Origin of the sequence: Streptomyces sp. NPDC048171 (assembly GCF_043202655.1) — a bacterium.
GTDB lineage: Bacteria > Actinomycetota > Actinomycetes > Streptomycetales > Streptomycetaceae > Streptomyces.
In genome coordinates this window covers 187328-210365 of sequence record NZ_JBIDAU010000002.1, presented here as the reverse complement: position 1 = coordinate 210365, position 23038 = coordinate 187328, and the positions used below count along the sequence as shown (strand labels likewise).

Annotated in this window: 19 protein-coding genes; 7 read left to right on the top strand and 12 right to left on the bottom strand. The window is 73.4% G+C overall.

What is annotated here, in order from left to right; genetic code table 11:
* Nucleotides 1-29 precede the first annotated feature (29 nt).
* The 5 genes from ACGF3J_RS05340 to ACGF3J_RS05320 all read right to left on the bottom strand — a co-directional run bounded on the left by ACGF3J_RS05340 (nucleotide 30) and on the right by ACGF3J_RS05320 (nucleotide 6443).
* Nucleotides 30-1559, bottom strand: coding sequence for an aldehyde dehydrogenase family protein (locus ACGF3J_RS05340; protein ID WP_161327433.1), 1530 nt, complete (start codon nucleotides 1557-1559; stop codon nucleotides 30-32).
* A 238-nt stretch (nucleotides 1560-1797) separates the two neighbouring features.
* A complete protein-coding gene (locus ACGF3J_RS05335; RefSeq protein ID WP_161327434.1) occupies nucleotides 1798-2787 on the bottom strand; it encodes a malate dehydrogenase in 990 nt (329 codons plus the stop codon).
* Between the two features lie 377 nt (nucleotides 2788-3164).
* Nucleotides 3165-4478, bottom strand: coding sequence for a DUF2690 domain-containing protein (locus tag ACGF3J_RS05330; protein WP_393853509.1), 1314 nt, complete (start codon nucleotides 4476-4478; stop codon nucleotides 3165-3167).
* Nucleotides 4479-4849: 371 nt separating this feature from the next.
* The gene (locus ACGF3J_RS05325) at nucleotides 4850-5290 is read right to left on the bottom strand and encodes a DUF3017 domain-containing protein (RefSeq protein ID WP_393853696.1); all 441 of its coding nucleotides are present in this window, start codon (nucleotides 5288-5290) and stop codon (nucleotides 4850-4852) included.
* A 298-nt stretch (nucleotides 5291-5588) separates the two neighbouring features.
* A complete protein-coding gene (locus tag ACGF3J_RS05320) occupies nucleotides 5589-6443 on the bottom strand; it encodes a bifunctional methylenetetrahydrofolate dehydrogenase/methenyltetrahydrofolate cyclohydrolase (RefSeq protein ID WP_122615840.1) in 855 nt (284 codons plus the stop codon).
* A gap of 250 nt (nucleotides 6444-6693) precedes the next feature.
* Here ACGF3J_RS05320 and ACGF3J_RS05315 point away from each other — a divergent pair, with 250 nt between their 5' ends.
* The 5 genes from ACGF3J_RS05315 (at nucleotide 6694) to ACGF3J_RS05295 (ending at nucleotide 12004) form a co-directional block, all read left to right on the top strand.
* Nucleotides 6694-7302 (top strand): hypothetical protein, encoded by a 609-nt coding sequence (locus ACGF3J_RS05315; RefSeq protein WP_161330107.1) that lies wholly within the window; start codon nucleotides 6694-6696, stop codon nucleotides 7300-7302.
* A 132-nt stretch (nucleotides 7303-7434) separates the two neighbouring features.
* Nucleotides 7435-8181, top strand: coding sequence for an FHA domain-containing protein (locus ACGF3J_RS05310; protein ID WP_161330106.1), 747 nt, complete (start codon nucleotides 7435-7437; stop codon nucleotides 8179-8181).
* Entirely contained in the window at nucleotides 8178-9767 is a 1590-nt protein-coding gene (locus ACGF3J_RS05305; protein ID WP_393853508.1) for a serine/threonine protein kinase, read from the top strand. Before ACGF3J_RS05310 ends, ACGF3J_RS05305 begins: the two co-directional genes overlap by 4 nt.
* A 138-nt stretch (nucleotides 9768-9905) precedes the next feature.
* The gene (locus ACGF3J_RS05300; protein WP_161325917.1) at nucleotides 9906-10646 is read left to right on the top strand and encodes an FHA domain-containing protein; all 741 of its coding nucleotides are present in this window, start codon (nucleotides 9906-9908) and stop codon (nucleotides 10644-10646) included.
* Nucleotides 10643-12004, top strand: a complete 1362-nt coding sequence (locus ACGF3J_RS05295; protein ID WP_393853507.1) for a protein kinase — start codon at nucleotides 10643-10645, stop codon at nucleotides 12002-12004. The genes ACGF3J_RS05300 and ACGF3J_RS05295 overlap by 4 nt, the downstream gene beginning before the upstream one ends.
* A 75-nt stretch (nucleotides 12005-12079) precedes the next feature.
* Here ACGF3J_RS05295 and ACGF3J_RS05290 read toward each other — a convergent pair whose 3' ends face one another.
* The 3 genes from ACGF3J_RS05290 to purN all read right to left on the bottom strand — a co-directional run bounded on the left by ACGF3J_RS05290 (nucleotide 12080) and on the right by purN (nucleotide 14917).
* Complete coding sequence (locus tag ACGF3J_RS05290) at nucleotides 12080-12526, bottom strand: peptidoglycan-binding protein (protein WP_393853506.1); 447 nt, start codon at nucleotides 12524-12526, stop codon at nucleotides 12080-12082.
* A gap of 196 nt (nucleotides 12527-12722) precedes the next feature.
* Nucleotides 12723-14282 carry a bifunctional phosphoribosylaminoimidazolecarboxamide formyltransferase/IMP cyclohydrolase gene (gene purH, locus ACGF3J_RS05285; protein ID WP_161325914.1) on the bottom strand — a complete coding sequence of 520 codons (1560 nt, stop codon included), beginning with the start codon at nucleotides 14280-14282 and terminating at the stop codon, nucleotides 12723-12725.
* Nucleotides 14279-14917, bottom strand: a complete 639-nt coding sequence (gene purN, locus ACGF3J_RS05280) for a phosphoribosylglycinamide formyltransferase (protein WP_360883190.1) — start codon at nucleotides 14915-14917, stop codon at nucleotides 14279-14281. Before purN ends, purH begins: the two co-directional genes overlap by 4 nt.
* 278 nt (nucleotides 14918-15195) lie before the next feature.
* Between purN and ACGF3J_RS05275 the strand changes: the two genes are divergently transcribed.
* Complete coding sequence (locus ACGF3J_RS05275) at nucleotides 15196-16020, top strand: hypothetical protein (protein ID WP_161325912.1); 825 nt, start codon at nucleotides 15196-15198, stop codon at nucleotides 16018-16020.
* A gap of 156 nt (nucleotides 16021-16176) precedes the next feature.
* On the opposite strand, the gene ACGF3J_RS05270 is transcribed toward ACGF3J_RS05275, so the two are convergent.
* The gene (locus ACGF3J_RS05270; RefSeq protein WP_393853505.1) at nucleotides 16177-17850 is read right to left on the bottom strand and encodes a DUF6350 family protein; all 1674 of its coding nucleotides are present in this window, start codon (nucleotides 17848-17850) and stop codon (nucleotides 16177-16179) included.
* Nucleotides 17851-17946: 96 nt separating this feature from the next.
* Between ACGF3J_RS05270 and ACGF3J_RS05265 the strand changes: the two genes are divergently transcribed.
* Entirely contained in the window at nucleotides 17947-19110 is a 1164-nt protein-coding gene (locus tag ACGF3J_RS05265) for a helix-turn-helix domain-containing protein (RefSeq protein ID WP_161327051.1), read from the top strand.
* Nucleotides 19111-19221: 111 nt separating this feature from the next.
* On the opposite strand, the gene sucD is transcribed toward ACGF3J_RS05265, so the two are convergent.
* From sucD to ACGF3J_RS05250, 3 genes are all read right to left on the bottom strand, one after another.
* Complete coding sequence (gene sucD / locus ACGF3J_RS05260) at nucleotides 19222-20106, bottom strand: succinate--CoA ligase subunit alpha (RefSeq protein ID WP_161327509.1); 885 nt, start codon at nucleotides 20104-20106, stop codon at nucleotides 19222-19224.
* 28 nt (nucleotides 20107-20134) lie between these two features.
* Nucleotides 20135-21319, bottom strand: coding sequence for an ADP-forming succinate--CoA ligase subunit beta (gene sucC, locus ACGF3J_RS05255; RefSeq protein WP_125495374.1), 1185 nt, complete (start codon nucleotides 21317-21319; stop codon nucleotides 20135-20137).
* Between the two features lie 609 nt (nucleotides 21320-21928).
* A complete protein-coding gene (locus ACGF3J_RS05250) occupies nucleotides 21929-22906 on the bottom strand; it encodes a hypothetical protein (protein ID WP_161327510.1) in 978 nt (325 codons plus the stop codon).
* Nucleotides 22907-23038: the final 132 nt, after the last annotated feature.

Here is a 23038-nt window from a genome sequence, read left to right as displayed (position 1 = left end):
TGCGGGGAGATGCGTGGAGGTGCGCGATATCAGCCGGTGAACCAGCGGACGGGCTTCGGCGCGAGGTTCTGGTAGACGTGCTTGCTCTCGCGGTACTCGGCCAGACCCGCGGGGCCGAGTTCGCGGCCCACGCCGCTCTTGCCGAAGCCGCCCCACTCCGCCTGCGGCAGGTAGGGGTGGAAGTCGTTGATCCAGACGGTGCCGTGCCGCAGCCGGCCCGCGACCCGGCGGGCCCGTCCCGCGTCGGCGGTCCAGACGGCACCGGCCAGACCGTACTCGGTGTCGTTGGCCAGGGCTATGGCTTCGTCCTCGGTGCGGAAGGTCTCGACGGTGAGGACCGGTCCGAAGACCTCCTCCCGGACGACCCGCATCTCGCGGTGGCACTGGTCGAGGACGGTCGGCTCGTAGAAGTAGCCGCTCCCGGGCCGCTGGGGGGACGGCTCGGGGCGCTTGCCGCCGCTGCGCAGCACGGCGCCCTCGGCGAGGGCGGAGGCGACGAAGTCCTCGGTCTTGGCGCGCTGCTGCTCGGAGACGAGCGGGCCGCACTCGACGCCGTCCTCGGTGCCGCGGCCGAGGCGGATCTTCTGGGCGCGGCGGGCGAGTTCGGCGACGAAGCGTTCGCGGACCGACTCCTCGATGATGAGGCGGCCACCGGCGGAGCAGACCTGCCCGCTGTGGATGAAGGCCGCGTTGAGGGCCTGGTCGACGGCGGTGTCGAAGCCGTCCTCGGTCGCGCAGGCGTCGGCGAAGACGACGTTGGGGTTCTTGCCGCCGAGTTCGAGGGCGACCTTCTTGACGGTGACGGCGGCTGCCTGGGCGACCTTGGTGCCGCTGACCAGGCCGCCGGTGAAGGAGACCAGGTCGACGTCGGGGTGCTCGGCGAGCCGGGCGCCGACCGTGTGGCCGGGACCGGTGACGATGCCCGCGACGCCGGTGGGGAGGCCGGCCTCGACGAGCAGGTCGATCAGGGCGACGGTGGTGAGCGGGGTGATCTCGCTCGGCTTGATCACGAAGGTGTTGCCGGCGGCGAGGGCCGGGGCGATCTTCCAGCTGGCCTGGAGGAGCGGGTAGTTCCAGGGCGTGATCATGGCGCAGACGCCGACCGGCTCGTGCACCACGACGCTGTGGATCTCGGGCGAGCCCGCGTCGACGACCCGGCCGGGGGCCTCGCCGGCGACCAGGTCGGCGAAGTAGCGGAAGGCGTCGGCGACGCAGTCGATGTCGACGCGCCCCTCCTCGACCGTCTTGCCCGCGTCGCGGCTCTCCAGCAGGCCGAGGGTCTCGCGGTCGCGCACGAGGAGGTCGGCGACGCGGCGCAGCAGGGCGGCCCGCTCGGCGACCGGGGTGTGCGGCCACGGGCCTTCGTCGAACGCCCGCCGGGCGGCGGCCACCGCGAGGTCGGTGTCCTTCTCGTCGCCCTCCGCGACCACGGCGAAGGGCAGGCCGTCGGCGGGGTCGAGGATGTCGCGGGTCGCGCCGGAGGACGCGGCCAGCCACCGGCCGCCGGCGTGGATGGTCCGGTGCCCCCGGTCCGCCTGGGTTTCCGTGCTGTTCGCCATGGTGGGATTGCCTTCCGTTCCTGATCAACGCCCCTGTGTCACACGCGTGCCACCCCGGGGACCGAGCCCCTGCCCCGGAGCCCCCCAGGCATGCCGATTCGGACATCGAAAGTGCGGCGCATCACTGAGGAAGGGCGTGAAGGGTGCATAACGGTCCCGAGGCGGACCGGAGACGGAAACGCGAACGGGCCCCGCTCCGGTCGAACCGGAGCGGGGCCCGTCTGCGGGCGGGGTGGGCTCAGAGGAGGCCGAGACCGCGGACCGCGTCGCGCTCCTCCGACAGCTCCTTGACGGAGGCGTCGATGCGGGCGCGGGAGAACTCGTTGATGTCGAGACCCTGGACGATCTCGTACTTGCCGTCCTTGGTGGTGACGGGGAAGGAGGAGATGAGGCCCTCCGGGACGCCGTAGGAGCCGTCCGACGGGATGCCCATGGAGGTCCAGTCGCCGTCGGCGGTGCCGTTGACCCACGTGTGCACGTGGTCGATGGCGGCGTTGGCGGCGGAGGCGGCCGACGAGGCGCCGCGCGCCTCGATGATGGCCGCGCCGCGCTTGGCGACGGTCGGGATGAACTCGTCGGCCAGCCACTTCTCGTCGTTGACGGTCTCGGCCGCGTTCTTGCCGCCGATGGTGGCGTGGAAGATGTCCGGGTACTGGGTGGCGGAGTGGTTGCCCCAGATGGTCAGGCGCTTGATGTCGGCGACCGTCGAGCCCGTCTTCTTCGCGAGCTGGGTCAGCGCGCGGTTGTGGTCCAGGCGGGTCATCGCGGTGAAGCGCTCCGCGGGTACGTCCGGGGCGGCGGCCTGGGCGATCAGGGCGTTGGTGTTGGCCGGGTTGCCGACGACGAGGACCTTGATGTCGTCCGCGGCGTGGTCGTTGATGGCCTTGCCCTGCGGCTTGAAGATGCCGCCGTTGGCCTCCAGGAGGTCGCCGCGCTCCATGCCCTTGGTGCGGGGGCGGGCGCCGACGAGGAGGGCGACGTTGGCGCCGTCGAAGGCGACGTTCGGGTCGTCGGTGATCTCGATGCCCTGGAGGAGCGGGAACGCGCAGTCGTCCAGCTCCATCGCGGTGCCCTCGGCGGCCTTGAGCGCCGGGGTGATCTCCAGGAGGCGGAGCTTGACCGGCACGTCCGCGCCGAGCAGCTGGCCGGAGGCGATGCGGAAGAGCAGGGCGTAACCGATCTGGCCGGCCGCGCCGGTGACGGTGACGTTCACGGGAGTGCGGGTCATGGCGTTCTCCGTATGACAGCTGGCGGTGGGGCGTCCCTGCCCCGGGCATTTGATCGATCTCTTGATACCAAGAGACCGATCCGGCCGTCAGGCTATCGCGCCCACCGTGTCCGGGACGTCCGGGTCGGTGTGGCCCGGCCCACAGGGGCGTCCCGGCGGCGCCGGGCGCGCGGGCAGGGCAACGGAAAGGCGGCCGCCCGTCCGGGAGAGGGGGGACGAAGGCGACCGCCGTTTCGGGGGATACCGTTGCCGGACTCCCGTGGGGGTACTTCTCGCGTGCCCGGGTCTTCGCCGGACATGCCTGCCGCCGGCGAACTTTCTTCGCGGGCCTGCTGGGTGCGCCTGCTCGGTGCGCCCGCGCCGTGCCGTCCCGCCGCCTACTCCGTGCAGCCCTGGACGCCGGACGCGGTGGTCACGCACGCCTCCGCCGCGGCCGCGGACTTCACCGCCACCATCGGGGTGTACGCGACGGTGTCGCCGACTCCGGAGACCGTCCCCGTCTGCTGGTTCCTGCCCTCGGCGCTCACCTGGACCTTGTCGCCCTGGGCGGCCTGGGTCACGCGGGCCCACGCGGCACCGCAGGTCTTGCTGTAGCGGACCTCGACCGCGGTCGTGCCGACGGTGGCGGTCGCGGCGGTGGTGACCAGTTCGCCTCCGCAGCCCATGACCTCCGGGTCCTTGCCGGTGCAGGCGTCGCCGCTGCACTTCACGCCCGGCGGCAGCTGCTGCTCGCTGCTCACCGTGGGGGACGGGGAGGGCTTGGCGCCCTCGTTCTCCTTGCCCCCGCCGTCGTTCAGCAGGAAGAAGGCGCCCGCGATCACGACGAGCACACCGACGACACCCGCGACGAACGTCGTCATCCGCCTGCTGCCGCCCCCGCCCGACCGGCCGCGCGAGCCCGAGCCGCCGCGCGGGGGCTCGCCGTACCCGCCGGAGGGGCTCCGGCCGTCGGGCGCGGCGGGACCGGGCGTCGCCGCGGGGCCCATGGCCGTGGCGGCCTCGCCGGAACCGGCCCGGTGCCCGGGGCGTGCCGTGCGGTCACCGGTCGGTGCCGGTCCCCGGTATCCGGCCAGGCCCCACGAGTTGCCGTCGGTGGCGCCGCCCGGCGACGGGTCGCCGGGGAACGGGAGGGAGGGGGCGCCGGTGGTGCCGCCGCGGACCGGGCCGGCGGCCGAGTCGGGGCTGTCCGCCGCGGTCGGCTGGGCGGGGACCGTCGGCCCCAACGTGGGCGCCACCCCGGCGGGACCTGCGACGCCGGACGTGGCCGACGCGCCGCCACCGTGGCGGCCGGAGCGGCTTCCGCGGCCGTTCCTGGCGCCGTGGGCCGGTCCGGTCTTGCCGGACGCGGTGCCCAGGTCGCCGAGCGCGGCACGCGCCTGGGATATGCGGATGGCCTCCATCGTCATGTCGTGGCGCATCTCCGAGCGGCTCCAGGCGCGCTCGGCCAGCTCCCACATGGTGGTCAGGTGCAGGGGGTTGGTCCCCGTCACCTCCGCCAGGGCGATGATGGCGCCCTTCGGCGCCAGCAGCCGTCCGTTCAGGTACCGCTCCCAGGACGTCTTGCTGTAGCCCGTGGCGTCGGCCACCGACGCGACGCTCAGTTCACTGCGGTCCACGAGTCGGCGCAGCTGGCCGGTGAACTCCTTGATCTGCGGATCGAGTTCCTCCGGCAAGGCCTTCCAACGAGGCACTGCTTCCCCCCTCTTCCCCCGGTACGTGCTGGTCGTTCCCCCGCCGTTCTGGCTACCCACAGGGATGCGCCCGGTCAGGAGCTCAGTTCCCGGGGTGGGGGCGCACAGGAGCACAGAGGCCGCAGGCATGCACGGTCGCACGCCCACCGACACCTGGTCCAGTCTCCCACCGGCGTTCCCGTGCTGGTGACGGAACCCCTGAACGGAGCCGTTTCCGGGGCCCGCGTAGCGGAGTAGCGGAACGGTCACTTCCGTGCCACAGCGCCCTGACAGGCGTTGAACAGCGCGTTCGACGTGCAGGAGTGTGGATCCCGACGGCGGCCCGTCCTTCCACGGGGGTGGGGACGGGCCGCCGTTCGAGCGGGGCTTCGCTAACTACTTACGGTGAAGTGCAGCAGATCGTTCAGGAACGGGATCTTCAGCGGCGCGTGCGGCTGGGCCATCAGCGCCAGCATGGCGATGGCGGTGCCCAGCACGCCGTAGGTGACGATGTCCGTGAAGCGCGAGCGGACGGCGAGCATGCCGACGTCCTGCACGGACCAGCGCAGCGCTGCGCCGATCAGCAGCGCGACGCCGACGAGCACCAGTCCCCACCGGAACACGTCGAGCCCGGTGATCAGCAGGCCGATCCCGACCAGGCCGGCCACGGTGAGCACCGGCCACTGCCGGGCGGGCGCCGGGGCGTCGCCGGCCGCGGCCCGGCCGCCGCCCTCGGGGCGCGCGGTGTCGCGGGTGAAGAGCGGGAACCGGCGCGTGGCGCGTTTCGGCCGGCCGTGGGCGTCGGGCGCGCTGACCGGGTCCCGGACGAGGATCTCGTCGGGGTCTTCGGCGTCCTCGGGCTCCGAGGCGTCCCCCGCGCGGTCGGGGCGCCCGGACTTCTCGGCGGGCCCGGAGGACCCGGCCGACCCGGCCGACCCGGAGGACTTGGCGGACCCGGAGGACTTGGCGGTGTCGCCGGAGTCCGGCGCCCGTTCCACACCCTGGGTGCCCTCGACCGTCTCCGCGCCCTCGGCGCCCTCGGCGCTGTCGGCGCTGTCGGCGCGTACCGCGGTGTTCTCCCGGGCCTCCGCGCGATCCGTCGTCCTGCCCGGGCGCTCGGCGTGGGTGTCCTCAGCCGGCACGGCGCTCCGCCGCCTCCACCACGTTGACCAGCAGCTCGGCGCGGGTCATCGGGCCGACGCCGCCGGGGTTCGGGGAGATCCAGGCGGCGACCTCGGCCACGTCCGGGTGGACGTCGCCCACGATCTTGCCCTCGGCGTTGCGGGAGACGCCCACGTCGAGCACGGCGGCGCCCGGCTTCACGTCCTCGGCGCGGACCAGGTGGGGGGAACCGGCCGCGGCGACGATGATGTCGGCGCGCTTCAGGTGGGCGGAGAGGTCCCGGGTGCCGGTGTGGCACTGGGTCACGGTGGCGTTCTCGCTGCGCCGGGTGAGCAGCAGCGGCATCGGGCGGCCGATGGTGACCCCGCGGCCGACGACCACGACCTCGGCGCCCTTGATCTCCACGCCGTAGCGGCGCAGGAGGGTGAGGATGCCGTTGGGGGTGCAGGGCAGCGGCGCCGGCTCGTTCAGGACGAGGCGGCCGAGGTTCATCGGGTGCAGGCCGTCCGCGTCCTTGTCCGGGTCCATCAGCTCCAGGATGCGGTTCTCGTCGATGCCCTTGGGCAGCGGCAGCTGGACGATGTAGCCGGTGCAGGCGGGGTCCTCGTTCAGCTCGCGGACGACCGCCTCGATCTCCTCCTGGGTCGCCGTGGCCGGCAGGTGACGCTGGATGGAGGCGATGCCGACCTGCGCGCAGTCGCGGTGCTTGCCGGCGACGTACTTCTGGCTGCCGGGATCGTCGCCGACCAGGACGGTGCCGAGGCCGGGTGTGACACCCCTCTCCTTCAGCGCCGCCACGCGGGCGGTCAGTTCGGACTTGATCGCGGCTGCGGTGGCCTTGCCATCGAGAATCTGGGCGGTCATGCCCCCATCCTCGCGGATGACCGGCCCCCGGTTCCAATCCGGCCGGCATCCGGTCGTCGATCCATGATCGACGTTGTTGCACTTGCACAACACCTTGTGAGCGGGCTGGACAAGTAAGAGATCGGTCAAGAACGATTGGGGTGCACAGTGCCGCGGGGCCGTACCGGGGGGACGAACCGCAACGAAGAAGCTCCTCCGACTCGCGCCGCGCGCCGTCCCCGCACTTGACAGCGACGGAGGAAGTCCCGCGATGAGTTTCGGCGATCCGAACAACCCCTACGGCCCGCCCCAGGGCGGCGGCCAGCAGCCGAACTACGGCTACCCCCAGCAGCAGCCCCAGGGCCAGCCCGGCTACGGCTACCCCGCGGCGCCGCCGGTCCAGCAGCCGTACGGCGGTGGCTACGCGCCCGCCCCGGTGGCGATGCCCGGCTCGGTGAAGGCAGCGCGCGTGATGCTGTTCGTCCTGGGCGGCTTCCAGGTGATCGGCGGCCTGCTGATGATGATCGCCAGCGCCTGGTTCTCGGAGGAGTTCGAGGACGCGGTCAACTCCGACCCGAGCCTGTCCGCCGAGGACGCGGACGCCGCCGCCAGCGTCGGCACCGGCATCATGATCGTCCTCGGGGTCATCGTGCTGGCGTTTGCGTTCTGGGCGATATTCACGGGCGTCAAGTTCGCCACGGGCCGGGGCGGGGTGCGCGTCTCCGCGATCATCTACGCGTCGGTGGTCGTGCTGTTCAGCGTCATCAGCCTGTTCACGGCGAACGTCTTCGCCCTCATCAGCCTGGTGCTCGGCATCCTGATCATCGTCTTCTGCGCCAACCGGAACGGCAGCTACTGGTTCACCCGCCCGCAGTACTGAACCGGCGTACGCCAGTGCGTACTTCTCGCCAATCACGTCACAGGGCCGTGTCTCACCCGTACGAGGGGGGCACGGCCCTGGTGCGTCGCAATAGTCTGACGCGGGTAGCCGTCAGGCACGGGGAGACGCACCTTGTTCAGCATCATCGTGGTACCTCCGCCGACCTCGGAGGACGAACACAGCAGCGCCCAGCTCCGTCTCGCACCCGGCGAACGGCTCGTCTTCGGACGCGCCGTGCCCGAGGGCGGGCTGCTGATCGCGCACGACGGGGTGTCCCGCCGGGCCGGTGAGATCACCGCCCACGGCACCTTCTGGACCGTGAGCAACCTCTCGGCCCGCCAGACGTACGTGGTGGAGAACCCGGAGGGCGCGGGCGAGCACATCAAGGTCGCGCCGGGCCGACTGGACGCGCCGGTGCCGTTCGAGTTCTCGCGGATCGTGCTGCCCGCGGCGGGCGACCTGCTGCCGGTCGAGGTGTGGGCGCCGCGCCACGACTATCTGCGCGCCGAGGACGGCACCGACGGCGAGCCGACCGCGCCCGCCTTCTCCGTCGACCGCACCAAGCGGTACTTCGCGGTGCTGGCCGCGCTGTGCGAACCGCGGCTGCGCGGGGCGCCGCACGCGCCGCTGCCGACCATGGACCAGGTCGTCGAGCGGCTCCGCCCGGCCTGGCCCGCCGCGTCCCGTACGTCGGTGCAGTGGAACATCGACTACCTCGCCGTGAAACTGCGGCTGAAGCCGGGCCCGGAGACCGCCGAACCGGGCCCGCGGCTGAACGGCAAGAAGGAGTCGCTGGTCTCCCTGGCGCTCCGCTTCGACCTGGTCCGCGAGGACGACCTGGCGGTCCTCGCGGCTCCGTCCCGACAGGCGCCGCGATGACCGAGCCGTACGCCGTCCCGGTGCCCCGGGGCTACCGGGTGGGCGGGTGGGAGGTGCGCGAGCCGATCGCCACCGGCGCCTTCGGCAGCGTGTACGCCGCGCGCCGCGTCGACGGCACCGGAGGCGCCGAGGGCGGCGACGGAAGCGGCGGGCACCTGCCGGACACGGCCGCCCTCAAGTTCCTGCCCACCGGCACCGGCACCCCGCGGCAACTCGCCCACCTGCGGGACCTGGTCGAGCGCGAGATCGCGCTGCTGCGCCGGCTGCGGCAGCCCCGGCTGATCCGGATGTACGAGACCCTCACCGTCGACGACCCCGGCCAACCCCGGCTGGACGGCGCCACCGTCCTCGTCCTGGAGCGGGCGGAGGGCTCGCTGTCCGCCCTGATCGCCGCCTCGCCCCGCCCACCGGACGGGCCCGCGCTGCTCGCCCAGGTCTGCGAGGGGCTGGCACAGCTGCACCGGGCGGGCTGGGTGCACGGTGACCTGAAACCGGCCAACGTCCTGCTGATGGCGGACGGCTCGGTGCGGCTGGCCGACTTCAACATGGCCGCCGAACTGGAGGGCACCCACGCCTACACGCCCGCCTTCTCCACGCCGGACTACACGCCGCCCGAACTGCTCTGGTCCGAGATCGGCGAACGCGGCCGCCGCATCCGGCCGTCCGCCGACGTGTGGGCCTTCGGTGTCCTCGCCCACCTCGTCCTCACCGGGTCCTTCCCGCTGCCCGGCGGCACGCCGACGGCCCGCCGCGACGCCGCCGTCGCCTACGCCCGCGGCACCCACGAGCTGCGGCTCTCCCCCGAACTGCCGGAGGCGTGGCGGGAGATCGTGCGGGACTGTCTGACCCGGACGCACGCCGGCCGGACCGGCACCGCCGCCCTGCTGCGCCGGGTGACGGCGGCGGCCGCCGCGAGCGGGGCGGCGAGGTTCTCGCTCCGGGCCCGGGGCGGCATCCGGCGGGGCGTCGTCGCGGCCTCCGCCGCGGGCACCGTGGCGCTGGCCGCGCTCGCCTACGGCGTCGTCTCCTGGGCCGGTGACGGCCGGCAGCCCGCCGCGGGCCCGCCCGGCGGCGGCACCGCGAGCGTCTCCGCCGCCGCCTACGGCGCGGACGTGCTGCGCACCGACCGGGGCGTGCCGCCCGCCTACCGGCTGCTGATCGTCGAGACCGCGCACGACTGCGACCGCGAGGAGGTCAGCCCGGCCCTGATCGCGGCCATGCTCAAGGTGGAGAGCGACTTCGACCCCGCCCTGTCCGACCCGGCCAGGAACGAGTACGGCATCGCCCGCTGGACACCGAGCGTGCTGCGCTGGTGGATGAACGAGGACGGCACACCCGGCGAGACCGTCCCGGAACCGCCGTTCCCGCCCGCCGAGTCCATCCCCGCCATGGGCCGCTACCTGTGCTGGATCACGCCCCGTCTGGAGGACGGCCTGCCCGGCGACCGCTCCGTCCTGGTCGCCGTCGCGTACCGGACGTCGTACAAGAAGGTGAACGACGCGGGCGGGGTTCCCCCGAAGTACCGTGACTACGCCGACCGCGTCGCTCACCACCTCAAGGAGTACACGCCCGAGGGGCGGAAGTGACCCTGTGAGGTCCCAGGTTCACGGCGACCCGCCGCGCCGCCCGAATGCTTGGGGCGCCCTCGTCCGCCTCCCGTACGCTGCCCCTCGTTGGACTGGGGAAGGGCTACCCCGAGGGGATCGGGGGAGGGGGACGACTCCATGTACAGCGTCATCGTCGTGCCGCCGTCGTGCGGCAGTGTGGCCGAACAACTGAGGATCGGCGCGGGTGAGCGCATCGAGTTCGGCAGGGCCGGACCCGGCGGCGGACTCGCCATCGCACACGCGGGGGTGCCCCGGGTCGCCGGGGAGATCGCGGCCCACCGGACGTTCTGGCTGCTGAGCAATCTCAGCGTGGACCAGACCTACGTGGTGGAGAACCCGGAAGGCGCGGGCGAGCACATCAAGGTCGGCCCGGGCCGGGTGGAGGCGCCGGTGCCGTTCGAGCTGGCGCGGGTGACCCTGCCCGCGGCGGGGGACCTGCTCACCTTCGACGTCTGGGCACCGCGGCACGCCTTCCGCAGCGTCGGGCGCCACGGTCTCGAGGGGGCCGGCACCGTCCCGGCGTTCGCCCTGGACCGCACCAAGCGGTACTTCGCGGTGCTGGCCGCCCTGTGCGAGCGGCGCCTGCGCGGTGAGCCCCGCGCCCCGCTGCCCGCGGTCGAGGAGATCGTGGAGCGGCTGCGGCCGAGCTGGCCCAAGGTGAGCCGCTCCGCCGTCTACTGGAACATCGACTACCTCGCCGTCAAGCTGCGGCTGAGGCCCGGCCCGGACACCGCCGAGCCGGGCCGGCGCACCCACGGCAAGAAGGAGTCCCTGGCCTCACTCGCCCTCCGCTTCGACCTGGTCCGCGAGGACGACCTCGTGGTGCTCGCCCCGGCCCCGAGCGGAGCGGCCCGGTGACCGGGCGGCCGTACGCGGTCCCGGTGCCGAAGGGCTACCGGGTCGGGCCGTGGGAGGTGCGGGAGCCGCTGGCGTCGGGGGCCTTCGCCACGGTCTACGACGGGACCCGGCACACCGCGGACCCGGGGGACCCCGCCGCGGACGGCGGCGAACCGCCACACCGGGCGGCGCTGAAGTTCCTGCCCACGGGCACCCGCACCCCGCGTCAGCTGCACCATCTGCGCGACCTGGCCGAGCGCGAGGTGCATCTGCTGCGGCGGCTGCGCTCGCCCCGCCTGATCCGGATGTACGACACCCTCACGGTCGACGACCCGGACCATCCGGAGCTGGACGGCGCGACCGTGCTGGTGCTGGAGCGGGCCGAGGGCTCCCTGGACGCCGTACTGGCCCGGACCCCGCGTCCGGACGCCGGACCCGCCCTCCTGGCCCAGATCTGCGAGGGGCTGGCGCAGCTGCACCACGCGGGCTGGGTGCACGGCGACCTGAAGCCGGCCAACGTCCTGCTGATGGCGGACGGTTCGGCCCGGCTGGCCGACTTCAACATGGCCGCCGAACTGGAGGGCACCCACGCCTACTCCCCCGCCTTCGCCACCCCGGACTACACACCGCCCGAACTGCTGTGGCCCGAGGTCGACGAGCGCGGGACGCGGATCCGCCCGTCCGCCGACGTCTGGGCCTTCGGCGTTCTCGCCCACGTCGTCCTCACCGGCGGCTTCCCCTTACCCGGCGGCACCTCGGAGGCCCGCTCCGACGCGGCGATGCGGTACGCCCGCGGCCGCGGGGAACTGCGCCTGTCCCCCGCCCTCCCGGCGGCCTGGCGCGGCATCCTCCAGGACTGCCTGGCCCCGGCCCACGGGCAACGCGCCACCGACACCGCCGCGTTGCTGCGCCGGGTGGAGCAGGCGGCGGGCGCCTCCCGCTCGGCGCGGCTGCCGAGACTGCGTCCCCGGCGATGGCGCCGCCCGGCCCTGGCCGCGGGGCTCGCGGCAGCGCTCGTCGGAGCGGCGAGCCTCGCCTACACCGCCCCGTGGGAGTCGGCGCCCGCCGCCGCGGCCCCTCCCACCTGCGAGAAACCCATGGTGTACGAGAACGCCGACGGCCGCGGATACATGGCTGGCCACAGCGGCACCTGGGACTTCACCGTCAAACGCGGCGACGGCGGCAGCCAGGTCAGGGAACTGCAGTGCCTGCTCCGCCACCTGCACGGCATCCCGGAGGTCGGCGAGGTCGACGGCGACTTCGGCCCGAAGACCCGGAGCGGGGTCGTCATCTTCCAGGAGCGGGCGGGACTGGACGCGGACGGGGTGGTGGGGCCGGCGACGTGGCGGGCGTTGCGGAAGGGCGGGGAGCCCCGGTAACGGCCTTGGCGACGCCACGGCCCGCCCTTCCCCTGAGGGAGGGCGGGCCGCGGCGTGTGTGCGGCAGCGGCCGGCTCAGCAGCGGTGGGTGCCGGCGAAGTCCCAGAACTCGGACCTGGTCTGCGGCCCGGCGTCCCCGTCGACGGTGAGGTTGGCACCGTGGAGGTTGAGGTACCTCTGCAGCGCCTTGATCGTGTTGGTTCCGACGATCCCGTCGATGGAATCGTCGTAGTAGCCCATGGCATCGAACTTCCTCTGGGCCGCCTTCCAGCTGTTGGTGCCCAGCTGCCCGTCGATCGTGCCGGGGTTGTAGCCGGTGGTGCGCAGCCAGCACTGCCAGCTCTTCGCATGGGCGGTGTCCAGACCCAGGTTGACCACCGCGAGCGGTGCGACGGCCTCGGCAGTCACCGCCTGCGGGGCCGACGCGGGAGCCGCCATGGCCGTGCCCGCGGTCGCCAGGCCGCCGGTGGCGATCCCGAGCGCGGCGGTGACACCGACGATTGCCTTCGTGAGAGCTCGCATGCTGTTCCCCTCCGTGTGGATGTGTCGTGTGCCTGCCTCGGCAAGCACAGTGACCAGCTTGGGGAGTTGCCGCGTCGCGCGGTACCTGTAACTTTTCGGGGGTGCCTTCCGGACGTTTCGTGCTAGACGGGTCCTTCCGGCCAGGCCGCCCGCCGGTGTCGGGGTGAATACCGGCGGGCGGCCCTGTGCGTGCCGCTCAGTGGAAGAAGTGCCGCGTCCCCGTGAAGTACATCGTCACGCCGGCCTTCTTAGCGGCCTCGACGACGAGTTCGTCGCGGACCGAGCCGCCCGGCTGGACCACGGCCTTCACGCCGGCCGCGGTGAGGATCTCCAGGCCGTCCGGGAAGGGGAAGAAGGCGTCGGAGGCGGCGTACGCCCCCTGCGCCCGCTCGGCGCCCGCTCGCTCCACCGCCAGCTTCGCGGAGTCGACGCGGTTGACCTGGCCCATGCCGACGCCGACGGAGGCGCCGTCCTTGGCGAGGAGGATCGCGTTGGACTTGACGGCGCGGCAGGCCTTCCAGGCGAAGGCCAGGCCGGCCAGGTCGGCGTCGCTCAGCGCCTCGCCCGTCGCCAGCGTCCAGTGCGCCGGGTCGTCGCCCTCGGCCTGGAAGACGTCCTTGACCTGGGCCAGGCCACCGCCGTCGATCGGGCGGAACTCGGCGGGCGGCTGCGGCGCCTCGGGGCAGCGCAGTACACGGATGTTCTTCTTCTTGGTGAGGGCTTCGAGGGCGCCCTCCTCGTAGTCCGGCGCGACGACGACCTCGGTGAAGATCTCCGCGACCTGCTCGGCCATCTCCTTGGACACCGGGCGGTTGACCGCGATCACGCCGCCGAACGCGGAGAGCGGGTCGCAGGCGTGCGCCTTGCGGTGCGCCTCGGCGACGTCCGCGGCGACCGCGATGCCGCACGGGTTGGCGTGCTTGATGATCGCGACGCAGGGCTCGGCGTGGTCGTACGCGGCACGGCGGGCGGCGTCCGTGTCGACGTAGTTGTTGTACGACATCTCCTTGCCGTGCAGCTGCTCCGCCTCGGCGAGGCCGCCGCAGCCGCCCGTGTAGAGGGCGGCGGGCTGGTGCGGGTTCTCGCCGTAGCGCAGCACGTTCTTGCGCTCGTACGTCACGCCGATGAACTCCGGGAACTGCTCGCCGTCACCGGCGTACTCCCCGGCGAACCAGCCGGCGACCGCCACGTCGTACTCGGCGGTGTGGCGGAACGCCTCGGCGGCGAGCCGCTTGCGGGCGGTCAGGTCGAAGCCGCCGTCCTGCACGGCGGAGAGCACGTCCGCGTACCGGGCGGGGCTCGTGACGACCGCGACAGAGGGGTGGTTCTTGGCGGCGGCGCGGACCATGGAGGGCCCGCCGATGTCGATCTGCTCCACGCACTCGTCGGGCGACGCACCGGAGGCGACGGTCTGCTCGAACGGGTAGAGGTTGACCACGACCAGGTCGAACGGCTCCACGCCCAGCTCCGCGAGCTGCTCGCGGTGGCTGTCCAGGCGCAGGTCGGCGAGGATTCCGGCGTGCACCTTGGGGTGCAGGGTCTTGACCCGGCCGTCCAGGCACTCGGGGAAGCCGGTCAGCTCCTCGACCTTGGTGACGGGGACGCCGGCGGCGGAGATACGGCCGGCCGTGGACCCGGTGGAGACGAGTTCGACGCCCGCCTCGTGGAGCCCGCGCGCCAGCTCCTCCAGACCGGTCTTGTCGTAGACGCTGACGAGCGCCCGTCGGACGGCCCGCTTGTTGCTCTCGGCGGTCACTGGATAACTACCTTTCGTCCCTCGATGCGATAGCCGTTGCGGGCGAGCCGCCCCACGACATCGACGAGCAGCCTTCGCTCGACTTCCTTGATGCGCTCGTGCAGAGCGCTCTCGTCGTCCTCGTCCCGGATCTCCACCACGCCCTGCGCGATGATCGGCCCGGTGTCGACGCCGTCGTCGACGAAGTGGACGGTGCAGCCGGTGACCCTGGCGCCGTACGCGAGCGCGTCCCGCACACCGTGGGCTCCCGGGAAGCTCGGGAGGAGGGCGGGGTGGGTGTTCACGAACCGCCCCCCGAAGCGGGCCAGGAACTCCTTGCCCACGATCTTCATGAACCCGGCCGAGACGACGAGGTCCGGCTCGTGCGCGGCGACGGCCTCGGCGAGCGCCGCGTCCCACTCCTCGCGGCTCCCGTAGTCCTTGACCTTCGTCACGAAGGCCGGCAGCCCGGCGCGCTCGGCGCGGGCCAGCCCCTCGATGCCCTCGCGGTCGGCTCCGACGGCGACGATCTCGGCTCCGTAGGCCTCGACGCCGGTGGCGGCGATCTCGTCGAGCAGCGCCTGGAGGTTGGTGCCGGATCCGGAGACCAGCACGACGAGGCGCTTGGCTCGCGGGGCCACGGGCTTGGCGGCCACGGTGAGGGCCTTTCTCGGGGAAGCGGTACGTTCGTCGGTTTGTACAGTCGTACGAATGCTTCGCGCCCCGGGATACGGGGAAGTCTACGAAGCGGCCGACCGTCAGCAACGATACCGGCACACCGGACGGCCCCCTCGGGACGGGGGCGTGGCCGGAAGGTAGCGTCTGCGTGGAGCCGGACCGGGAACGCGACCTGCGCGTCACGCGTTCACCAGTCGTGCCGACCCGTTCGCCCGTTCCACCCGTTCATCGCCGCCAAGGGGAAGACGCTCACTTGATGCCGGACCGCAGCCTGAGACCGCTCACGCTCCCCCAGCAGTCGGCGCAGCCAGGGGGGCGCAGCACCGTGTTGCTGCGGGAGCGCCCCTCGTCACCGCCCGACACGCCCTCGGACCGCGGGAACGGCGGCGGGCAGGACGGCTCCCAGGACAACCCGGCCACCCCGGACCGGGACAACCCGTTCGCCCCGCCCCCGGAGGGCACCCCGGACCGGCCCTGGCAGCCGCGGCACCCGTCGGGCGACGGCGGCGACTCGCAGGACTCGTCCGGTTCCCGGGGCGGCGGGCGTTCGCCGTGGGGCGGTCAGTGGAGCGACCGGCAGCCCGGTCGCTCCTCCGGCGGCTTCGGGGAGCGGCCCGGCGGTGCCGGTCCCGGTTCCGGTCCCGAGGGGCAGGGCGGCGGCCCGGGCCCGCGCTGGGACCCCACGGACCCGTCCCAGCGACGTGCGCGCTACGCCCTGCTGTGCGGCATGTGGGCCCTCTTCTTCGCGCTCTTCACCTGGCCGTACGTGGCTCTGCTGCTCGGCGCCCTGGCCCTGTACTGGGGCATCAGCTCCCTGCGCGCAAAGCCCCGCGCCGCCGCCGACCCGGACGCCCCGGCCCGCCCCGCCGAGCAGACCGGCCGCCCGCAGCGCACCGCGGCCATCAGCGGCCTGGTCACGTCGTCGCTGGCCATCCTCCTGGTCGCCGCGTCCTTCGGCGCCCAGCTGGTCTACAACGACTACTACACCTGCCGCGAGGACGCCCTGACCAATACGGCGAAACAGGGCTGCGAGCGCCTGCTCCCGGAACAACTGCGGGACCTGCTGGGCACGGAGGGCTGACCGGCCGACGGTTCTGCCCTTCAGCCCGTCCGGTCTTCTCTCCCAGCCCGTCCGGCGTTTGAGGACGAGGCCGTCAGGCCGAAAAAAAGGGGGGTCTGGGGGCGCAGCCCCCAGGGACGGGAAGGGTAGGGGCGGCGGGGGCGAAACACCCTCCCCCTACCCCCGCGGCGGCTCCGCCGGAGGATCGACCGGCAGCAGGTCGTACGGCCCGCCACCACCCTCGTCGTCGCCGTCGTACAGCCCGAACGGCACGGCATCCTCGCCCACGTCCCCCGCATCCTCGCCGCCCTCCGCATCGCCCCCGCCACCCCGCTTCCACCACCGCCCCACGAGGGGCACCGGCGCCGACCCCCGCCCACCTCCGTCGGCGGCCTCGCCGCCGTCCACGGCCGGCTCGCGCACGGCCGGCTCCCGCACGGCGCCGCCCCGCCCCCGCCAGGCCCGCACCACCACCGCCACCGGCACCGCCGGCACCGCGATCCACACCAGCGTCGCGCCCCCGGCCTGCCACCACACCGGCCCGAACCGCGCGAGGGCATCGCTCCCGAGCGGCCCGCCCGCGAACGCGGCCAGCAGGGCGACGAGCACCGCGCACAGCACGGCGGCCACGACGGCGGCCCCGGCGGTCCGCCGCCACGACCACACCCCGGCGGCCCCCTCACCCCCGGCGGCGTGGCCGTCGCCCACCGCTCCCACGGGAGCCCCCGTGGCCGCCCGCGCCGTGAACCACCCCACCACCGTCCCCGCCACCAGCGGCACCCCTCCCGCCGCCCAGTGCAGCGGCGTACCGGGCCCCGCCTCCGGCACCGCCGCCAGCAGCGGGAACGGCGGCAGCAGCGGGGCCGGGGCGGAGGCCAAGGGGTGCACGACATGCCCGGCACCGAGCGCGAACCCGGGGCCGAGGGCGTACACCGCCGCCCACACCGCCGCGTTCGGCACCAGCGCCAGGCAGAGCAGCAGTACGGCGAACCGCCCGGACCAGCCCTCGGTCAGCCGCAGGAAGGCCTCCTGCGCGGCGTCCCCGTGCCACACCAGCGAGACCCCCACCAGCAGCGCCCCGCCGCCGACGAGCACCGCCGCACCGGCACCCGCGGCGCGCGTCGAGGCGCCCAGGCGCGCGTCCGGCTCCACCATCAGCTCCCGCAGGTTCCGCGGCAGCGCGCGCAGCGCCCGGCCCACCGGCCCGCCCGGCCGGCCGAACGCCGTCCACACGCCCGCGCCCGCGGCGCCCATGGCGACCAGCGGCAGGCAGAGGGCGGCCCACCACCAGGAGGGCCGCAGCGCGCCGCCCGTCGCGTAGAGCACGACGGGCCCGGCGACGCAGAGGTAGCCCGCGACGACCCCCACCCAGGCGAAGCGCGCGGAGACCGGCGGTGGCCCGGCGTCCCGGAGGCGCCCCTCCCCCGCGAAGCCCGTCCCGGCCCCCGCCCCGGGCCCGGAGCCGACGGCCACGCCCACCCCGTCACCGGGGTCGGTGGCGTCCCGGGCCGCGCGGTGCAGCAGCCACACCGGCAGCAGGACCAGCAGCAGCGGGGTGACGCCCATCGGAGCGGGGGTGCCGGAGAGCGTGTCGGCGCGGACCAGTTCGGCACCGTGCGCCAGCACCCAGAGCGAGGCGGCGATGTGCAGGGTGCCCTCGGGGCCGCTGTCGGGGTAGGGCGAACTGATCCACAGCAGGGTGACCAGCGCGGCGCACGAGGCGAGTCCCAGCACCGCGGCGACCGCACCCCCCAGGAGGCCGGCGCCCAGGCCGGGCGACCGGTCGCGCCAGCGGGTGCGCAGCAGAGTCAGCGGGGCCGGGCGGGCGGTCGTCTGGGTCACGCCCGCCATGCTCCCAACGACACGCGCTTTCCCGGCGTAACAGGCGAAGCACCGTTGTGTCGCTCAATATATGTTTATGTACTTTTTCGTACGAAGGGGCGCCCTGTGACACGGAGCCCTGGAACCCCGCTCCCACCCCCCAAGGCCCGCCGACGTCTGCGCGAGGCGGCCTCGCTGACGCAGGCTCAGCTCGCGGACCGGATGGGGGTCACCCGCGCGACGGTCCGTACGTGGGAGAGCGGTCGCACGACACCACGCGGCCGGAAACGGGAGGCGTACGCGGCACTGCTGAAGACCTTGGTCGAGGAGGAGTCGGCGGCGGCGAAGCCGGCGCCGGTGCCCGTCGTCGTGGCCGTCCGCACCGGCCCCGGGAGCCCGGCCGAGGACACCGAGACCCTGGTACTGCCGACGAAGGCGCCGCCTACGGAGGAGCAGCGGGAACGGCGACCGGAACCACTGCCGGAGCCGGTCGCACTGACGCCCGCTCAGGCGTTCGACGCGCTCTACGAATTCGGCACCCCCGCCCTCGTACGGCAGACCTTCCTGCTGACCGGCCGTCGGGAGCTGGCGCGCGAGTCGGTGGAGCGGGCCTTCCAGACCGCCTGGGAGAACTGGCCGGAAGTGGCCCGCGACCCGGACCCGGTGGGGTGGGTGCGGGCGGTGGCGTACGAGTACGCGCTCTCGCCCTGGCAGCGGTTCCGCCCGCGCCACCGGCACCCGGAGCCGCCGCCCGCCGACCCCGGCGACCGCACGCTCCTGAACACCCTGCTCCGCCTCCCCCCGCGGCACCGCCGGACGCTCCTCCTGTACGACGGTGTGGGCCTGGACCTGCCCGAGACGGCGGCGGAGACGGAGGCGAGCACTCCGGCGACGGCCAACCGGCTGCTGAACGCGCGCAGGGCGATGGCCGGCCGGCTGCCCGAACTGGCCGACCCCGACGTGCTGCACCGGCGGCTGGCCGAGGTGGCGTCGAACGAGCGGCTGCGCGCGGCCAAGCCGCCGACGGTACGGGTGGGCAGTGAACGCCGGGCCCGGTTCTGGACCCGGGCGGCGATCGCCTTCACCGCCGCCCTCATCGGGACCACCGCGCTGGCGCTGCGCACCGCGCCCACGCACTACGAGCCGCCGGTCTCCCCCGGCGAGACGGTGCGCGGGGTGCCGCCCAAGGTGGCACCGGGCGCGCTGTCGGACGAGGAACTGGAGCTGCGGCAGAAGCTGCGCGACCAGATGCAGGACGGGCCGGAGCGGCTGACTCCACGGCTCGAATGACCGACGGGACGCCGAACGGCCCGGCGGTACGACGAGCGGCCCGGCGGTACGACGAGTGGGCCCGTCCTCCGCGAGGACGGGCCCACTCGGTGCCGTACGACGGGGCTGCGGTCAGCCGGCCAGGATCTCCCGGGCGAGCTTCGCCGTCTCGGTCGGGGTCTTGCCGACCTTGACGCCCGCGGCCTCCAGGGCCTCCTTCTTCGCCTGGGCGGTGCCGGACGAACCGGAGACGATGGCGCCGGCGTGGCCCATGGTCTTGCCCTCGGGCGCGGTGAAGCCCGCGACGTAGCCGACGACCGGCTTGGTCACGTTCTTCGCGATGTACTCGGCCGCACGCTCCTCGGCGTCGCCGCCGATCTCGCCGATCATGACGATCAGGTCGGTCTCGGGGTCGGCCTCGAACGCGGCGAGCGCGTCGATGTGCGTGGTGCCGATGATCGGGTCGCCACCGATGCCGACGGAGGTCGAGAAGCCGATGTCGCGCAGCTCGTACATCATCTGGTACGTCAGCGTGCCGGACTTCGAGACCAGGCCGATACGGCCCGGCTTGGTGATGTCGCCCGGGATGATGCCGACGTTGGACTGGCCCGGGGTGATGATGCCGGGGCAGTTCGGGCCGATGATGCGGGTCTTGTTGCCCTTCTTGCCGGCGTACGCCCAGAACGACGCCGAGTCGTGCACGGCGATGCCCTCGGTGATCACGACGGCCAGCGCGATCTCGGCGTCGATGGCCTCGACGACGGCGTCCTTGGTGAACTTCTCCGGCACGAAGATGACGGAGACGTTGGCGCCGGTCTTCTCGATGGCCTCCTTGACGGTGCCGAAGACCGGTACCTCGGTGCCGTCGAAGTCCACGGACTGACCCGCCTTGCGCGGGTTCACGCCGCCCACGACGTTGGTGCCGTCGCCGAGCATGAGCTTGGTGTGCTTCATGCCGGTGGCGCCGGTCATGCCCTGGACGATGACCTTGCTGTCCTTGTTGAGCCAGATAGCCATGGTGTGTTGGTGTCCTCGTCCTGAGTGCTTACTTGGCGGCGGCGTGAGCCAGCTCGGCGGCCTTGTCGGCCGCGCCGTCCATGGTGTCGACGCGCTGGACCAGCGGGTGGTTGGCGTCGGTGAGGATCTTGCGGCCCAGCTCGGCGTTGTTGCCGTCGAGACGGACGACGAGCGGCTTCTCGACCTTCTCGCCGCGGTCCTCCAGGAGCTTCAGCGCCTGGACGATGCCGTTGGCGACCTCGTCGCAGGCGGTGATGCCGCCGAAGACGTTGACGAACACGGAGCGGACGTCCGGGTCGCCGAGGATGATCTCCAGGCCGTTCGCCATGACCTGGGCGGAGGCGCCGCCACCGATGTCCAGGAAGTTGGCGGGCTTCACGTTGCCGTGCGCCTCACCGGCGTACGCGACGACGTCCAGGGTGCTCATGACGAGACCCGCGCCGTTGCCGATGATGCCGACCTCGCCGTCGAGCTTGACGTAGTTGAGGTTCTTCTCCTTGGCGGCCGCCTCGAGCGGGTTGGCGGCAGCCTTGTCGTGGAGGGCCTCGAAGTCGGGGTGGCGGAACTCGGCGTTGTCGTCGAGCGACACCTTGCCGTCGAGGGCGATGACGTCGCCGCCCGCGACCTTGGCCAGCGGGTTGACCTCGACCAGGAGGGCGTCCTCCTTGATGAAGGTGTCCCACAGCTTGACCAGGATGTCGGCGACCTTGTCGGCGACCTCGGCCGGGAACTTCGCGGCCTCGACGATCTCGCGCGCCTTCTCGGGCGTCACGCCGTCGATCGCGTCGATCGGCGTCTTGGCGACGGCCTCCGGACGGGTGGCCGCCACCTCCTCGATCTCCACGCCGCCCTCGACGGAGGCGATGGAGAGGAAGGTGCGGTTGGCACGGTCGAGGAGGAAGGAGACGTAGTACTCCTCGACGATCTCCGGAGCGGTCTCGGCGATCATCACCTTGTGGACCGTGTGGCCCTTGATGTCCATCCCGAGGATGTCCGTCGCGCGGGCGACGGCCTCGTCCGCGGAGGCGGCGAGCTTCACGCCGCCGGCCTTGCCGCGGCCACCGACCTTCACCTGAGCCTTGACGACGGACTTGCCGCCCAGACCCTCGGTGATCGCGCGCGCCGCCTCAGGCGTGTCGATGACTTCACCGGCCAGCACCGGTACATCGTGCTTGGCGAAGAGGTCCCTCGCCTGGTACTCGAACAGGTCCACGCGCTTCCGTCCCTATCAGTGATCTCGCGGTTCGTTGGATGCGTGGGCGTGCCGCGAAGGGCAACGTGACGTCCGCTGTGTCACAAGGGGAGCGCACACGGTGACCGAGCGCGCGGCATGTCCGTCTCGCAGGTTATCGCCGCATGCCGGGGGTCCCTAAATCGTGGGTCACACCTGAGCGGTGATGCCTGTCACATGATGCCGCGCTCACTGGCACGCGGTGCCGGATGTGAGCGGCTTCGGCGGGGTGCGGGGCGTGGCGGGCGGGGCGCGGGTGGGCCTCACCGGGCTGGGGTTAGCCCGGTGAGGCCCGTCGGCCGAAGCCCGCAGGGGTGCGGGTCTCCGGTGTGCGGGCCGGACGGTCCCCACCCCAATGGGGACCGTCCGGCCCATCCGCGGAGTTTCGGCCCGAGGGAGGCCGACGGCTTTCGACCGTCTCGGGCTGCCGCTTCGCGGAGTCTGTGGGTGGGACGGGGGTGCGGCGGCGGAGGTACGGGAGTACGAGGGCGGGAGCGAGGGCGAGGGCGCGGGCGCGTCGGCGGACGCCCGTCGGGGCGCATCCGCCCCAGGGGCATCAGACGCGCGCTCGCGGCAGGAGGGTTCCGCCGGTCAGGCGGGAGAGACGGGGATGTCCCGGTACGGATCCCGGATCTCGCCCGCGTCGGCACGCTCCAGCACCTCGGGTACGAGCCGGAACGGGATCCGGTGCTGCGGGGTCACCGCGTGAGCGTCACCGTGACGCGGCATCCCCTGGTCGGCACCGGCCGCGGTACCCAGCGAGCCGTCGGGGGCGCCGGCGGGCGCGTGCCGGGTGGGGGCGTGGTCGGTGTGCGCCGGAGGGGTTCGGCGGGGGTTGCCGGAGTGGGTCACCGGGGGTCGTGCGCCGGTGCCGACCGCGACGGGGGCTTGGGCGGGGGCGGGGCCGATGTGCGCCGCGTGGTCGGTGGCGTCGAGCCCGGTGCCGGTGCCGGTGGTGGTGGTGCGGGGTTCGGTGGCCTCGGAGGCGTCGGGGGTGCCGGCTCCGTCGGAAGGGTGCGCGGAGTCGTCGGCCCCGGCCGGGTCCGACCGGCGATCGTCCGGAAGGTACGGGTCGGCCCAGCCGTCCGAACCGTCGGCCCCGGATGGGTCCGGCAGCTCCGGCAGCGGAGGCAACGACGGCCACGCGGGGACCGAGGGATCGGAGGAGCCGGGGTCCGTGAAGCCGGGGACGGAGAGGGCGGGGACGGAGAGGGCGGGGGCGGAGAGGGCGGGGTCGGAGAAGCCTGAGGCTGCGTCGGCGGCGGAGAGCAGGGGCAGCCGCTCGGTCGTCTTCTCCACCACGTCCCCGACGGCCAGGAGCGCGTCCTCCGGCGGAAGCTGGGCCGACTCACGCGCCTCCGGCGCCGGCCGCTTCACCGGCACGTCGACGACCTGCCGCACGGTGTCCCGCAGGGACGGCGCCCCGTCGGCCGCATGCGCCCGTTCCCCGCAGAGCAGGCCGAGCACGAACAACCCGCCCACCAGCAGCGCCACGTGGAGGGCACGCCGCCCGGCCGCCGTGCGCATCACGCGCAGAGCGGCACCGGGCAGGACGGCTGACCAGATCAAGACGGGGAGATTCCTCCCGTGCGGCGGCGGAACGGCTCGCGCGTCGAACAACGCACCGATGACGCGCGATCCTCGCACGGGACTCCGCGGTGTGCGCAAGCCCCTCATTACCGATGGGTAGCGATGTCCGTT

Excerpts from the sequence above, each read along its gene's own strand:
- ACGF3J_RS05340 (WP_161327433.1), bottom strand. The coding sequence starts at position 1,559 with ATGGCGAACAGCACGGAAACCCAGGCGGACCGGGGGCACCGGACCATC.
- ACGF3J_RS05335 (WP_161327434.1), bottom strand. The coding sequence starts at position 2,787 with ATGACCCGCACTCCCGTGAACGTCACCGTCACCGGCGCGGCCGGCCAG.
- ACGF3J_RS05320 (WP_122615840.1), bottom strand. The coding sequence starts at position 6,443 with ATGACCGCCCAGATTCTCGATGGCAAGGCCACCGCAGCCGCGATCAAG.
- ACGF3J_RS05315 (WP_161330107.1), top strand. The coding sequence starts at position 6,694 with ATGAGTTTCGGCGATCCGAACAACCCCTACGGCCCGCCCCAGGGCGGC.
- ACGF3J_RS05305 (WP_393853508.1), top strand. The coding sequence starts at position 8,178 with ATGACCGAGCCGTACGCCGTCCCGGTGCCCCGGGGCTACCGGGTGGGC.
- ACGF3J_RS05300 (WP_161325917.1), top strand. The coding sequence starts at position 9,906 with ATGTACAGCGTCATCGTCGTGCCGCCGTCGTGCGGCAGTGTGGCCGAA.
- ACGF3J_RS05290 (WP_393853506.1), bottom strand. The coding sequence starts at position 12,526 with ATGCGAGCTCTCACGAAGGCAATCGTCGGTGTCACCGCCGCGCTCGGG.
- ACGF3J_RS05275 (WP_161325912.1), top strand. The coding sequence starts at position 15,196 with ATGCCGGACCGCAGCCTGAGACCGCTCACGCTCCCCCAGCAGTCGGCG.
- ACGF3J_RS05270 (WP_393853505.1), bottom strand. The coding sequence starts at position 17,850 with ATGGCGGGCGTGACCCAGACGACCGCCCGCCCGGCCCCGCTGACTCTG.
- sucD (WP_161327509.1), bottom strand. The coding sequence starts at position 20,106 with ATGGCTATCTGGCTCAACAAGGACAGCAAGGTCATCGTCCAGGGCATG.